We start from the raw sequence: 13,368 nt of genomic DNA, 5'->3' as shown, positions 1-13,368 counted from the left end.
GGTCGTGCCGTACATCGCCATGCCTGTACTAAATTCCGACCAAGGGTGTTGTGCTCGGGTCGTTGTGTTTCGTCGAGCCTGCGGGCTCGCTTTTGGCCCTTGGGGCACTGGATGTCTGTGATGTCGCAACAGTTTGAGCTGTACCTGACTTGCCCGAAAAGCCTTGAGGGCCTGCTGCTGGAAGAGGCGCGTGGGCTCGGCCTGGAAGAGGCCCGCGAGCAGGTGGCAGCGGTGCGTGGCCAGGCCAGCATGGAAACCGCGTACCGGCTGTGTCTGTGGTCGCGTCTGGCCAACCGTGTGTTGCTGGTGATGGCGCGCTTCCCACTGAGCAACGCCGAAGAACTCTACCAGGGTGTACATGCGATTGACTGGCATGAGCATCTCTTGCCCTCCGGCAGCCTGGCGGTGGAGTTCAGTGGGCGTGGCGCGGGCATCGACAACACCCATTTCGGGGCGCTCAAGGTCAAGGATGCCATTGTCGATAAGCTGCGTACGGCGCAGGGTGAACGCCCCTCCGTGGACAAGCTGAACCCGGATTTGCGTGTGCACCTGCGCCTGGAGCGTGGTGAGGCGATTGTCTCGCTGGATCTTTCCGGGCATAGCCTGCATCAGCGCGGTTATCGCTTGCAGCAGGGCGCCGCGCCGCTCAAGGAAAACCTGGCCGCTGCGGTGCTGATCCGCGCTGGCTGGCCGCAACTGGCTGCCGAGGGCGCGGCCCTCAGTGACCCGATGTGCGGGGTCGGTACATTACTGATCGAAGCCGGGCTGATGGCCGCCGATATAGCCCCCAACCTGGGTCGCCAGCAGTGGGGCTTTACCCACTGGCTGGGACATGTGCCGGCGCTTTGGCAAAAACTGCATGAAGAAGCGCAGGCGCGGGCCCAGGCCGGCCTGGCCAAGCCGCCGCTGTGGATTCGTGGCTATGAGGCTGACCCGCGTCTGATTACCCCGGCACGCAACAATATCGAGCGGGCCGGACTGGCTGACTGGGTGAAAATCTACCAGGGCGAGCTGGCTACCTTCGAACCGCGGCCGGATCAGGGACAGCATGGTCTGCTGGTATGCAACCCGCCCTATGGCGAGCGGTTGGGTGATGAAGCCAGCCTGCTGTACCTCTACCAGCATCTTGGCGAGCGCTTGCGCCAGTCCTGTCTGGGCTGGCAGGCGGCCATCTTTACCGGCGCACCGGAGCTGGGCAAACGCATGGGGCTGCGCAGCCACAAGCAATACGCGCTGTTCAACGGCGCCTTGCCATGCAAGCTGCTGCTGATGCGTATCGAACCGGAGCAGTTTGTCACTAGCGCACGGCCTGCCGAGAACACGCCGCCGCTAGCCGGTGAAAGCAATACGGCAGCCCGTCTGTCCGAGGGTGGCCAGATGTTTGCCAACCGCTTGCAAAAGAATCTCAAGACGCTGGGCAAGTGGGCGAAGAAGGCCGGGGTTGAGTGCTACCGACTGTATGACGCCGACATGCCGGAGTACGCCCTGGCTATCGACCTGTACCGTGACTGGGTGCACGTGCAGGAATACGCGGCACCGCGTTCGATTGATCCGGAAAAGGCGCAGACGCGCCTGCTTGATGCCCTGGCGGCTATTCCGGTGGCCCTGGGGATACCCAGCGAGCGGGTAGTGATCAAGCGTCGTGAGCGTCAGGCAGGCACTCGCCAGTATGAGCGGCAGGCTGCGCAAGGACAGTTCATGGAGGTGACCGAGGGGGGGGTACGCCTGCTGGTCAACCTGACCGACTACCTGGATACCGGGTTGTTCCTCGACCACCGGCCCATGCGTCTGCGTATCCAGCAGGAAGCCGCCGGCAAGCGCTTCCTCAACCTGTTCTGCTACACCGCGACAGCTACCGTGCATGCCGCCAAGGGTGGTGCGCGTAGCACCACCAGCGTAGACCTGTCGAAGACTTACCTGGACTGGGCACGGCGCAACCTTGCGCTCAACGGTTTTTCCGAGCGCCATCGTCTGGAGCAGGGTGATGTCATGCACTGGCTGGCCGAGGATCGTGGCGAGTACGAGCTGATCTTCATCGACCCGCCGACCTTTTCCAACTCCAAGCGCATGGAAGGGGTGTTCGACGTGCAGCGTGACCACGTGCAATTGCTCGACCTGGCAATGGCCCGCCTGGCGGCGGGTGGCACCCTGTACTTCTCCAACAACTTCCGCAAGTTCCAGCTCGATGACAGCCTGCAGCAACGCTACGCGGTGGAGGAGATCAGTGCGCAGACCCTGGATGCCGACTTCGCGCGCAACCCGAAGATCCATCGCGCCTGGCGCCTGCGCACCCGCTAGGGGGCGGCGCCGCTCTGTACAGGGCCACGCCGATCACTGCGGGTTCTGATGGAGCTCCAGTAGCAGCTGATCGAGAATCGACGAGGCACCCCAGGGGCGCGGATGATTGATGATGGCCACCACCGCCCAGCTATGGCCGTTGCGGTCGCGGCTGTAGCCGGCGATGGCGCGCACATTGTTCAGTGTGCCGGTTTTGATGTGTGCCTGGCCGCGCATGGGTTGTGCGGTGAGGCGCCGCCGCATGGTGCCGTCGATGCCTACCAAGGGCATGGAAGCGATGAATTCTGCCGCATAGGGGCTATCCCAGGCGGCCTTGAGCAGAATGGCCAGTTCGCGGGCACTGACCCGTTCGTTGCGTGACAGCCCCGAGCCATTTTCGATGACCAGATGCGGAGCGGTAATGCCCTTGCGTGCTAGCCAGTCGCGAATGACCCGCTGGGCGGCGCGGGCATCGTCGGGGTCGGCCGTGCTGCGGAACTGCGCGCCGAGGCTGAGCAGTAACTGCTGGGCCATGGTGTTATTGCTGAATTTGTTGATGTCGCGGGCCACTTCGCTGAGGTCGGGCGAGAAGGCGCGGGCCAGCAGGGTGGCTTTGGCCGGCACGCTGTCCTGACGGTCCTGGCCGAGGATGCTGCCGCCCAGCTCTTTCCAGATGCTGCGGATGGCGCCGGCTGCATAGCCGGGGTGATCGAGCAGGGCGATGTAGTTTTGTGCGTGGCAGCCGTCGGGGAGCTGCCCGCTGACGATCAGCGTAGTGCCGTCATATTCGCTGACCGGGTTGAAGCGCACATCCGGCCAACCAGGGCACTTGCCGGCCTTGAGTACTTTCAGGCGGTTATCGATGCGTACGTTGCTCAGTGGCGGCTCCATGGCCACCAGGGCCTTGCCGTTCTGCGCGCGACTGATCATGCGTACTGCCTTGAGATTGACCAGCAGGGCGTCCGGGCCGACCAGGTAGGGCTTGCTGGCGTCGCCGCCGTCGTCATTGAAGGCCGGTAACTGCGGCTGGTTGAAGTAGTTGCGATCGAGTACCAGGTCGCCGGTGACTTTCTGCACGCCGTTGGCGCGCAGGTCGCGCAACAGCAGCCAGAGTCGTTCCATGTTGAGTTTGGGATCGCCTCCACCCTTGAGGTAGAGGTTGCCGTGCAGGGTGCCGTCGCGCAGCGGGCCGTCGCCATAGAATTCGGTGCGCCACTGGTAGTTGGGACCGAGCAGCTCCAGGGCAGCGTAGGTGGTGACCAGTTTCATGGTCGAGGCGGGGTTGACCGACAGATCGGCATTGACCAGGGTGGGACGGCCGGGGCCGTTGAGGGGCAGCAACACTACCGAGAGCGCATGGGCTTCGATCTTGTTGGCCTTGAGGGCCTGCTGCACCTTGGCGGGCAGTTGGGTGTTGACGCTGCTAGTGGCGGCCAGCGGCAGTGACAGGGGCAACAGGCACAAGGCCAGGCCGAGGCGGCGCAGGGAATTGAGCATGGGCGGCTCCGATACTGAAAAAGGCAAGCTAGGGCCAGTGGTAGGCCTTTTTAGGTGCGGCATTATGCCCGATGGCCAGGTGCTTGCCAGTCTGTCGCTGCGGCAGGCGAGCAGGATGACGCGGAAGCTGCTAGAGTGCCGCCGGTCATTTGCTTAGGAGTGCGTCACCATGGCTACCAATCGTTCGCGTCGCCTGCGGAAAAAACTGTGTGTGGATGAGTTTCAGGAGCTGGGCTGCGAGCTGACCCTGAGCTTTGTCGAGAATATCGACCAGGCAGCCATGGATGCCTTCCTCGATGCTTTCCTGCTGGACGCCATGGACGCCAACGGCCTGGGTTATGTCGGTGGTGAAGACTACGGCTTCATCTGCCTGGCCAAGCGTGGCTCGGTGAGCGCCGAGCAGCGTGCAGCGGTAGAAAGCTGGCTGAAGGGGCGCAGTGAGCTGAAGGGCTTCACCCTGAGCCCGCTGCTGGATGTGTGGTATCCGGAGAACACCGTCAACGCCTGAGGCGCTGACCGTGTGATCTACAAAAGGGGCGCCAATGGCGCCCCTTTTTGCATTCTGCGACTGCTCAGGGAGTTATTAGGCCGGCGCGGGCCAGCAGGCTTTCGGGGGCTATCGCGTCGATCTGCTCGCTGCTGAGAAAGCGCCGCGCATAGTCTTCGTAGACCTGAGCCTCGATGAACAGGCGGAACAACTCCGGGTCGATATGTGCCTGGCGACACATGTCGGCCATGATCTGCAGGGCCTGGCTGAGCGTTTTGCCGACCTTGTAGGGGCGGTCGACTGCGGTGAGGGCCTCGAAGATGTCGGCAATCGCCATCATGCGTGCCGGCAGGCTCATTTGCTCGCGGCGCAGGCCGCGTGGGTAGCCCGTGCCGTCCATTTTCTCATGGTGACCACCAGCAATTTCCGGTACCTGGCGCAGGTGCGGCGGGAACGGCAGGCGTTCGAGCATGATGATGGTCTGCACGATGTGCTGGTTGATCAGGAAACGCTCTTCGCTGGTCAGTGTGCCGCGCCTAACGCTGAGGTTGTACAGTTCGCCGCGATTGAAGCGCCAGGCCGGTACTTGCAGGCGGAAGCCCCACGGATTGTCGTCGCCCAGTTGTTCGCTGGGGTTATGGGCTATCAGGTGGTCGTCGCGATCAGCCAGCAGCGGTTCGCTACAGGGTAGCGTGGCGGGCGCTGTACGTAGCTTGCGCTGGGTTTCTTCCCAGGACAGCCCGAGACGATCATCCAGGGTGCGTACCCAGCGTTGCTCGGCAATGCGCTGCAGGCGCTGCAGGTCGGCGTCGGCCATGTTCTCGCTGCCCAGGTTGCAATGTGCAACGAAGGCGAAGTCATCATCCAGTTCGGCCAGGCGGGCATCGCGTCGCGCCGCCAGTTCTGCGCTGGCGCCGCCGGCATGGCAGGCCTGCCAGTAGTCGATCCAGGCGTCGCGCTTGAGTACCTCGAAACGCATGCGGATCTCATGGATGCGGTCATAGAGGGTTTCCAGCTTGCTGGCCTTGTCCACCACATACTCGGGCGTGGTGACCTTGCCGCAATCATGCAGCCAGGCGGCGATATGCAGGGCCTCCCACTGTTCGGCATCCGGACGGAACTGGGCAAAGGCCGGCTGCTCGCTACTGGCGGCGGCGCGCGCGAGCATCAGGGTCAGCTCCGGTACCCGCTGGCAATGTCCGCCGGTATAAGGACTTTTCGCATCAATGGCCCCGGCCATCAGCTGAATGAAGGCGTCGAGTAGCTGTTTCTGGCGAACCAGTAGGCGCTGGCTGTCCAGGCATAAGGCTGCAACCCCGGCCAGTGCCTGGACGAAGGCCACGCGGGCAGCTTGCCAGAGGCTCAGTTCCTGTTCGTCCAGTTGCTCCTGCTGCAACAGCACCAGCACGCCCAGTGCCTCGCCCTGACGGTTATGCAGGCCGACAGCCAACAACTGCACGCGGGGGGCCTGCAGTCGGCTGAGCAGCGGCGCATAGTCACCCGCCTGCTCGTAACTGAGGGTCTCCTGGCAAGGTGCCTGGCCGGCTTGCAGGGCCCGGTCAAGCCAGCTTGGCAGCGGCTTGTGCAGCTTGTAGTGGTCAAGTCCCAGCTCGTGGGGCTGGAAATGTTGTTTGCCAAGCTGCAAGGCACTTGGGCTGAGTTGCTGGTTGTCGTCATCCAGCAGGTAGATCAGGCCGCCACTGGCTTTGCTGCTCGCCAGGGTTTCCTGCAATACGCGTTGCAGCAGGGTGTCGAAGTGTTTTTCTGCCGACAGGCTGGCGGATATTTCCATGAAGCTGGCCAGGCTGTCCTTCATTCGCGCCATGCTGCGCGCCAGTTGGTCGACTTCGAGAATCAGCGAACGCCCGCTGGCCGGGTAGTTGAAGTCGAAGCGGCGGATCGCTTCGGCTTCCCGTAGCAGGCTGTGCAGCGGCCTGACCACCAGACGCGAAGCCATCCAGCCGAGAGGAATACACAGCAGCAGGATGAGCAGGGTTAGTACGGCACTTTGCCAGCGAATGCGGTGAGCATCGGCGAGTAGCTCGTCTTCCGGTGCCAGCAGCAACAGGCGCAAGCCACGCGGCCCGCCTTCGCTGATGCGCGAGTAGGAGAGCTGCCAGGCGCGCCCGGCCAGGGTCAGGCTTTGTTCCTGATCACGGCGTAACTGGCCGAGCTCCAGGGCCGCCAGGCTGGGGCTGAGCTGGCCGAGTTCGCTGAGTGGCTGCAGGCTGCCGGCCGGCCGTGACTGTTGCAGGGTGCCCGGGTAGGCAATCACCCGGCCGTTGGGGTCGAACAGCACCACCTCGGTGGATGGTGTGATGCGGTGCCGGGCCAGGCTGTCGTTGAGCTCGGCGAGGGTCAGGTCGGCCGCGATGACCCGGTCCATGCCGCTCAGACGAGCCAGGGTCGTGCCGAGGTCTCCGCTGGAGAAAAACACATAAGGTTCGGTGGTGATCGGCATGTCGCCCGCGCGTGCGCTGCGGTACCAGCTGCGTTGGCGGGGGTCGAAGCGCTCCTGCGGGTTGTCGCGTTCGGCCAGTTTCTGCAAGCCGGCATCGTAGAACTCGTGGCGTGAGCGCAGGCCTTCGCTGTTGCGCTCGATCAGCCACAGCTGATACTGCGCTTCGGCCGGCGCGGCAAATCGCTGGCGTAAGGCATCGTTGCGCAGGGCGCGCAGCATGAGAAAGTTGCCCTGGTCGTCACCGATATACAGGGCGGCCAGTTGCGGGTGTGCACGCAGGCCCTGGGCAAGGCTGGGCAGCAGGCTATGGCGCTGCTCGGCAGGGTGACGGGCGATGCGCGGGTCGAGCGCCAGTTGCGCGAGCAGGTCGCGGATCGGTTGATAGGTGTTGTGCAAATCCAGCTGCACTTCCTGGCGAAATTGCTGGAACAGCTGTTGGCTGCTGCTGAGGATGATGCGGCTGGTCTGCTGGTAGTTGAACAGTGCCAGCACGCTACCGCTGATCAGTAGCAGCAAGGTAAACAGCAGGCTGATGTGCAGGTGCAGAGGAAAGCGGCGCGTGGCCGTAGGCTGCGTCATTGATGGACTCCGGGCATTCCCTGTCATGCTGCCATCCGGGCGTAGGCAGCGTTGCGCAAGCCTAGCAGGCGGTGACCTGGCGTGATGTCAGGTCACGCAAAAAAACCTCAGACAGGGCTCGATCGACCGGTCATTTCCCTGGCCATTTCCGTGGCATAGCTGTCGGTCATGCCGCCGATAAAGTCGATCACCCGCTGGAAGGACTGGTAAAGCGACCAGCTGGGATCTGGCGCGTTGTGTCCAAGCAGGTCGAGGATGCGCCGATTCTTGAAAGAGGGGCTGTGCCCGCCGTGTTGTTCCAGGGCGGCACCACAAAAGGCGTTGAGAAGGATTTCCAGGGTGGTGTAGGCGCCGATCTCATGCAGGGTCTTGCGCTTGTCGTGGAAAATCTTCTCGCGCGCCAGGCATTTCGCCTGTTGCACGCAGCGCTTGGCCGGGCCATGCAGGTGTTCGACCAGATCACCGCTCAGTTGGCCGGCGAGCAGGGCGTGTTGCTGTGCGACAAAGGCGTCGGCGGCAGCATTGCTCAGGTGCTCGATGGCCTTGCCACGCAGGATGGCCAGTTTGCGCCGCCGCGAGTCTTGTGGGCCGAGCTGGCGGTAGGTCTGCGGCAGGTCGTCGCCGACCAGATCGAGCAGCAGGGCCTCCACCTCGCTGTAGTCGAGCAGCTCCATTTCCAGGCCGTCTTCCAGATCGATCAGCCCATAGCAAATGTCGTCGGCCGCCTCCATCAGATAGACCAGCGGGTGACGTGCCCAGCGCTGTTCTTCCAGCTGTGGCAGGCCTAGTTGCCGAGCGATCTGTTGCAACAGTGGCAGCTCGCTCTGATAACAGCCGAACTTGTGTTTCTTGTAGCCCAAGGCGTCGGCGTGGCGGGCCGTCCAGGGGTATTTCAGGTAGCTGCCGAGGGTGGCATAAGTCAGACGCATGCCGCCGTCGAACTGGTGGTATTCCAGTTGGGTCAGTACGCGCAGGCCCTGGGCGTTGCCCTCGAAGCTGAGAAAGTCGGCACGTTCTGCCTCGCTCAGGTCATCCAGCCAGCCGCGTTGCAGGGCCTGGCCAAACCAGTGGCGAATGGCATCCTCGCCGGAGTGCCCGAAGGGTGGGTTGCCAATATCATGGGCCAGGCAGGCCGACTGCACGATAACGCCCAGGTCGGCGGGACTGCACCACTCTGGCAGGGTGTCACGCAGGCGTTCGCCGACCCGCATGCCCAGCGAGCGGCCGACGCAGCCGACCTCCAGGGAGTGGGTCAGACGCGTATGGATATGGTCATTGCTGGACACCGGATGGACCTGGGTCTTACGTCCCAGGCGGCGAAAGGCACCGGAGAAGATCACCCGGTCATGGTCCTTGTGAAATGGGCTGCGCCCCAGCTCTTCGGGGCTTTGCGCGGCCTTACCCAGGCGCTCGCGGCTCAACAGGCTGTCCCAGTGCAAAAGCAGTCCTCATCACAGGTGGTCAGGCGGCTTGCCTGTCAGGGCTTGTGACACTACGGCCTTGCCCATGAGCGGTGCAAGAGGGGACGACGCGCCCAGTGCTGGCGCACAAGCTGGTACGCACCTTGCTTTGCCGTGGGGCGCGCAAGCCTTGGTGTGCGCCATGGCTGTGCTGCGGATAACCATCGAATGCCACGCGTTCGATCTAACCTACTGAAATAAAAGAATTAAGCGCCAATCTTGCAAGCCTGGAGAGGGAGTTCGGGGATAAGAGGTGAGCGGTTTTTACGAGTCCCTGGGCTGCATGTTGGTGCGTTCTGGGTGGTGAGTGAGCTGCTTTGGTGCTTTTTCGGGAGTCTGTTATCACCATGGATAACCTCAATGTTGCGGTGCTCAATCTGACGCACAGCGCCAACACCCTGTTCATCCTGCTGGGCGCGGTCATGGTCCTGGCCATGCATGCCGGCTTTGCCTTCCTTGAAGTGGGGACGGTGCGTCAGAAGAACCAGGTCAATGCCCTGTCGAAGATCATCAGTGATTTCGCTGTTTCGGCATTGGCTTACTTCTTTGTCGGTTACTGGCTGGCTTATGGGGTGAGTTTTTTTGATCCGGCGGCCAGCCTGGTGGAAAACCAGGGCTATGCGCTGGTCAAGTTCTTCTTCCTGTTGACCTTTGCCGCGGCTATCCCGGCCATCATTTCCGGGGGTATTGCCGAGCGCGCGCGTTTTTATCCGCAACTCTGCGCCACCTTGCTGATTGTCGCGCTGGTTTATCCCTTCTTCGAAGGGCTGGCCTGGAATGGCAATTTTGGTGTGCAAGACTGGCTCAGTGAGCGTTTTGGCCATCCTTTCCATGATTTCGCCGGATCGGTCGTCGTGCATGGCATGGGCGGCTGGTTGGCCCTCGCCGCCATTCTTCTGTTGGGGCCGCGTGATGGACGTTACCGTGATGGCCGCTTGGTGGCTTTCGCGCCCTCGAGTATTCCGTTCCTGGCGTTGGGCTCCTGGGTGCTTATCGTTGGCTGGTTCGGTTTCAACGTGATGAGTGCACAGACCCTGGAGGGCATCAGCGGCCTGGTGGCGGTCAACTCCTTGCTGGCCATGGTCGGCGGTACATTGGCGGCACTCCTGGTGGGGCGTAACGACCCGGGCTTCCTGCATAACGGCCCGTTGGCCGGACTGGTGGCGGTATGTGCCGGCTCCGACCTGATGCACCCGCTGGGCGCACTGGCCACGGGGCTGGTGGCCGGGGCGTTGTTTGTCTGGGCGTTTACCGCGACTCAGGTGCGCTGGAAAATCGATGACGTGTTGGGCGTCTGGCCGCTGCACGGCCTGTGCGGGTTGTGGGGTGGTATCGCCTGCGGCGTATTTGGCCAGCAGGCGCTGGGTGGGCTGGGTGGCGTGAGCCTGGCGAGCCAGTTGCTGGGCAGTCTGGCCGGGTTGCTGATCGCCCTGGGCGGTGGCCTGCTGGTCTATGGTCTGCTCAAGGTGAGCATGGGGCTGCGCCTCAGTCAGGAAGAGGAGTATTACGGCGCCGACCTGTCGATCCACAAAATCGGCGCCAACGGTCACGACTGAGTTGTGCTGGGGCCGCCTACTTGTCGCTGGGCGGCTCGACGCTGGTCGGGGTGAACACCATCACCTGCAGCACCTTGGAATGGAACTCGCGACGGTAGAGCACCAGTACCACGCCGGTGGTTGTCAGCATGAACAGCCAGGGGTTGATGAACCAGGCCAGCATGGCCAGGCCGAAGTAGTAACTGCGCAGGCCCTGGTTGAACTGGTGCGCCGCCAGGGAGATGACCTGTGCGGCGCGCTCGGCGAAATGCTTGCGCTCGATTTCGCTGACGTTGCGCTCGCCCATCATCGGCGCGGCACCGATCAGAACCGAGGCGAAGTTGTACTGGCGCATGCACCAGCTGAAGGTGAAGAAGGCGTAGACAAAGATGGTCGCCATGCCGAGCAGTTTGAGCTCGGAAATACTGCGTGTGGCCGGCTGGACCAGTGGCAGGTCGGCGAGCACCGAGACCGCGCGATCGGTGGCGCCGAGTACGGTGAGGATACCGGCCAGGATCAGCAGCGTGCTGGAGGCAAAAAACGAGGCATTGCGCTCCAGATTGCCGATCACGCTGGCATCGGCAATGCGGTTTTCCCGCAGCAGCAAGCGACGCATCCAGTCCTGACGATACAGGTGCAGCACCGAGGCCAGGCAGGCGGTATCGCGCCCGCGCCATTCGGCGTAGTAGCTGTAGCCGATCCAGCAGGCGAGGAACCAGCCTAGGGCAAGAAAATGCGCGGCGTGTGAGGGCAGGGTCAGCATGCGAACTCCTTGGTCAGACAAGGCGCCAGTATACCCCTGCGCCCCTTGTAGAGTTCAGACGGGCGCGCTGGCAGGCTATGATGCGCGCCTTTTCCGCAATCGCCAGGAGTAACGACGATGAGCGAGCAAGATATGCGCGCCCGCGCCGAGCGTTTTTTAGGTGCGCTGCGCCATTGCCAGGTGCTGGGTATGCGTGTGCATGAGGTCAGGGCGAGCGGACTGACCCTGTTGTTGCCGTATAGCCCGCATATCGTAGGCAACCCGGAAACCGGGGTGATTCATGGGGGTGCCTTGAGCGCGCTGCTGGATACCACCTGCGGTATTTCCACTGTCTGTGTGCTGCCAGAGTTCGAGATCTGTCCGACCCTGGACCTGCGTATCGATCACATGCATGCCGCCGAACCGGGTAAGGACGTCTACGGTTTTGCCGAGTGTTACCGGGTGACGCCCAACGTGATCTTTACCCGTGGCTATGCCTATCAGGATGATCCGGCACAGCCCATTGCTCACGTGGTCGGGGCTTTCATGCGCATGGGCAAGGGTGCGCAGGGTGATGGACTGCTCAAGCAACAGATCCAGGGAGGTGGCCAATGACGCCGCTGGAACTCAACGCGCTGGTGCGCCAGGCGCATACCGACAACAACTACGACAGCCTGATCAGCATGATTCCCTATGCCCGGCTGATCGGTATCCAGTGCCTGCGCCTGGGGGACGACATGGTGTTCCGCCTGCCGGCCAGTCAGGACAATATCGGTAATCCGATCCTGCCGGCCATCCATGGCGGGGTCATCGCCGGGTTCATGGAACACTCCGCCATGCTGCACCTGGTGATGTTCATGGAAATTCCACATTTACCGAAAATCATCGACTTCTCGATAGATTACCTGCGCGCCGGCCATTATCGTGACACCTATGTGCAATGCCAGGTGTGGCGCCAGGGCCGCCGTGTGGCCAATGTCGCCATCACCGCCTGGCAGACTACCCAGAGTGAACCGATTGCCACGGCACGGGCACACTTCAAGGTGGATGAACCCTGATCACGACCTAGGACCGAATGGATGGATGCCCTGCTGATTCTCGCTGGCCTGATGCTCATGTTGCTCGGGTTGATCTGGCTGATACGCATGGCATTCTCCACCAGCCTGTTCTGGGGGCTGGGCAGCCTGCTGCCGCCGATTACCCTGATCTATCTGCTGCGCTACTGGCGGCAAGCCCGCAAGGCTGTGCTGCTTGGCGCGCTGGGGATTATCCCGTTGATTGTCGGCGTGACCCTGCTGGCCAGCCAGGATGCCGAGCGCCTGCAGGCCATCCTCAGCCTGCAGTGGCTGGAAGCGGAGCAACAGGCACCTGGCAGCCTGGATATCCGCCTGAACGGCGAGCTTAACGGTCAGCCGTTCCGTCCCCAGCATGCCGAACTGATCGATGGTGTGCTCAGCCTGCGCGAAGGCGGGGATTTCTTCGCCCGTCGTGAGGTGCAGATTCGTCTGGATGGCCAGCCTGGCCCGCAGCTTAAGCTGAGCCTGCTGCCGGATGACCCTGCGCCTCGGCCGCTGGTGGAAATCAGCTGGCTGCTGCCCGAACAGGACCTGCCCGAAGCGCGCATGTTGCAACGCGGCTACACCCTGCACCTGGACTTGCAGGCGCAGACACCCAATCGCTACGTTGGCGACTTCCATCTGGTCTTGCCGAGGTCGCTGGCTACCAATCTGAGCGGGCGGATCGAGCTGTACAGCGATCGGCTGCGTTACCGGGATGGCCGGGTTGACCTCAGCCATGACAGCGAAGACACCCTGGCCTATGTGCTGCGTGATTACCTGCAGCGCCGCTTTGCCACGCGTGCGGTGAGCCTGGCCGACCTGAATGTCAGCGATTTCTCTGCGGGCAAGCTCGATCTGCCGGTAACCGCCCTGGTCGACGGGCAAAGCCAGCAGCTGCAGGTGCAGCTAAGCAAGCAGACGCGCGGCTGGCAGGTGCTCGATGACCATTACCCGGCGCTGCCGGCGGCACAGGTAACGCCCACAGCGCCAGCGGCCGCACAGCTGCAGGTCGCGCCACGGGCACAGCGCTCGGTTGATCGGCGCCTGCGTTTCACCCTGCAGCGTCTGCTGCTCAACCCCAATCACTACCACAACCTGCAGGTGCGGGCGCAGACGCTTACCGGTCGTCAGGCGCAGGGGCGCTTCGATGGCGTCAATACGCGCGGTGAGGTGGTGATTCGCCACACCCTCAGCGGTACCGATGAGGCGACTTTCCAGTTGCGTCCGGAAGACATCCGCAGCATCGAATTGCTCGAGCCCTGAGCCTTGAAA

At 62.7% G+C, this 13,368-nt stretch carries 10 protein-coding genes; 6 read left to right on the top strand and 4 right to left on the bottom strand.

Annotated elements, in window-relative coordinates:
• Positions 1 to 120 precede the first annotated feature (120 nt).
• Positions 121 to 2,298, top strand: a complete 2,178-nt coding sequence (rlmKL, locus tag CW360_RS03145; protein ID WP_101192728.1) for a bifunctional 23S rRNA (guanine(2069)-N(7))-methyltransferase RlmK/23S rRNA (guanine(2445)-N(2))-methyltransferase RlmL — start codon at positions 121 to 123, stop codon at positions 2,296 to 2,298.
• Between the two features lie 33 nt (positions 2,299 to 2,331).
• On the opposite strand, the gene dacB is transcribed toward rlmKL, so the two are convergent.
• Positions 2,332 to 3,774, bottom strand: a complete 1,443-nt coding sequence (gene dacB, locus CW360_RS03140) for a D-alanyl-D-alanine carboxypeptidase/D-alanyl-D-alanine endopeptidase (RefSeq protein WP_101192727.1) — start codon at positions 3,772 to 3,774, stop codon at positions 2,332 to 2,334.
• Between the two features lie 169 nt (positions 3,775 to 3,943).
• Here dacB and CW360_RS03135 point away from each other — a divergent pair, with 169 nt between their 5' ends.
• Complete coding sequence (locus CW360_RS03135; RefSeq protein ID WP_093985263.1) at positions 3,944 to 4,282, top strand: 50S ribosome-binding protein YggL; 339 nt, start codon at positions 3,944 to 3,946, stop codon at positions 4,280 to 4,282.
• A gap of 64 nt (positions 4,283 to 4,346) precedes the next feature.
• Here the strand turns inward: CW360_RS03135 and CW360_RS03130 are convergent, their stop codons facing one another.
• A complete protein-coding gene (locus tag CW360_RS03130; RefSeq protein WP_101192726.1) occupies positions 4,347 to 7,301 on the bottom strand; it encodes an HD domain-containing phosphohydrolase in 2,955 nt (984 codons plus the stop codon).
• Between the two features lie 107 nt (positions 7,302 to 7,408).
• Positions 7,409 to 8,740, bottom strand: coding sequence for a deoxyguanosinetriphosphate triphosphohydrolase (locus tag CW360_RS03125; protein WP_093985261.1), 1,332 nt, complete (start codon positions 8,738 to 8,740; stop codon positions 7,409 to 7,411).
• A gap of 368 nt (positions 8,741 to 9,108) precedes the next feature.
• Between CW360_RS03125 and CW360_RS03120 the strand changes: the two genes are divergently transcribed.
• Positions 9,109 to 10,317, top strand: a complete 1,209-nt coding sequence (locus CW360_RS03120) for an ammonium transporter (protein ID WP_093985260.1) — start codon at positions 9,109 to 9,111, stop codon at positions 10,315 to 10,317.
• 16 nt (positions 10,318 to 10,333) lie between these two features.
• Here CW360_RS03120 and CW360_RS03115 read toward each other — a convergent pair whose 3' ends face one another.
• Positions 10,334 to 11,059 (bottom strand): DUF599 domain-containing protein, encoded by a 726-nt coding sequence (locus tag CW360_RS03115; protein WP_093985259.1) that lies wholly within the window; start codon positions 11,057 to 11,059, stop codon positions 10,334 to 10,336.
• A gap of 117 nt (positions 11,060 to 11,176) precedes the next feature.
• On the opposite strand from CW360_RS03115, the gene CW360_RS03110 reads away from it, so the two are divergent.
• From CW360_RS03110 to CW360_RS03100, 3 genes are read left to right on the top strand one after another with little or no spacing between them, the layout of a single operon-like run.
• Positions 11,177 to 11,653: a PaaI family thioesterase gene (locus tag CW360_RS03110; RefSeq protein ID WP_093985258.1), complete on the top strand. Its 477-nt coding sequence runs from the start codon at positions 11,177 to 11,179 to the stop codon at positions 11,651 to 11,653.
• A complete protein-coding gene (locus CW360_RS03105; protein WP_093985257.1) occupies positions 11,650 to 12,096 on the top strand; it encodes a PaaI family thioesterase in 447 nt (148 codons plus the stop codon). Before CW360_RS03110 ends, CW360_RS03105 begins: the two co-directional genes overlap by 4 nt.
• Positions 12,097 to 12,117: 21 nt before the next feature.
• Complete coding sequence (locus CW360_RS03100; protein WP_101192725.1) at positions 12,118 to 13,359, top strand: MFS transporter; 1,242 nt, start codon at positions 12,118 to 12,120, stop codon at positions 13,357 to 13,359.
• Positions 13,360 to 13,368 lie beyond the last annotated feature (9 nt).

It is taken from the genome of Pseudomonas fluvialis (genome assembly GCF_002835605.1).
In the GTDB taxonomy this organism is placed as follows: Bacteria; Pseudomonadota; Gammaproteobacteria; order Pseudomonadales; family Pseudomonadaceae; genus Aquipseudomonas; species Aquipseudomonas fluvialis.
Note: the sequence above shows the minus strand (reverse complement) of the source record. Positions and strands in the feature narration are given on the sequence as shown.

Coding starts and splice junctions, on each gene's coding strand:
- rlmKL (WP_101192728.1), top strand. CDS start 121: ATGTCGCAACAGTTTGAGCTGTACCTGACTTGCCCGAAAAGCCTTGAG.
- dacB (WP_101192727.1), bottom strand. CDS start 3,774: ATGCTCAATTCCCTGCGCCGCCTCGGCCTGGCCTTGTGCCTGTTGCCC.
- CW360_RS03135 (WP_093985263.1), top strand. CDS start 3,944: ATGGCTACCAATCGTTCGCGTCGCCTGCGGAAAAAACTGTGTGTGGAT.
- CW360_RS03130 (WP_101192726.1), bottom strand. CDS start 7,301: ATGACGCAGCCTACGGCCACGCGCCGCTTTCCTCTGCACCTGCACATC.
- CW360_RS03120 (WP_093985260.1), top strand. CDS start 9,109: ATGGATAACCTCAATGTTGCGGTGCTCAATCTGACGCACAGCGCCAAC.
- CW360_RS03115 (WP_093985259.1), bottom strand. CDS start 11,059: ATGCTGACCCTGCCCTCACACGCCGCGCATTTTCTTGCCCTAGGCTGG.
- CW360_RS03110 (WP_093985258.1), top strand. CDS start 11,177: ATGAGCGAGCAAGATATGCGCGCCCGCGCCGAGCGTTTTTTAGGTGCG.
- CW360_RS03105 (WP_093985257.1), top strand. CDS start 11,650: ATGACGCCGCTGGAACTCAACGCGCTGGTGCGCCAGGCGCATACCGAC.
- CW360_RS03100 (WP_101192725.1), top strand. CDS start 12,118: ATGGATGCCCTGCTGATTCTCGCTGGCCTGATGCTCATGTTGCTCGGG.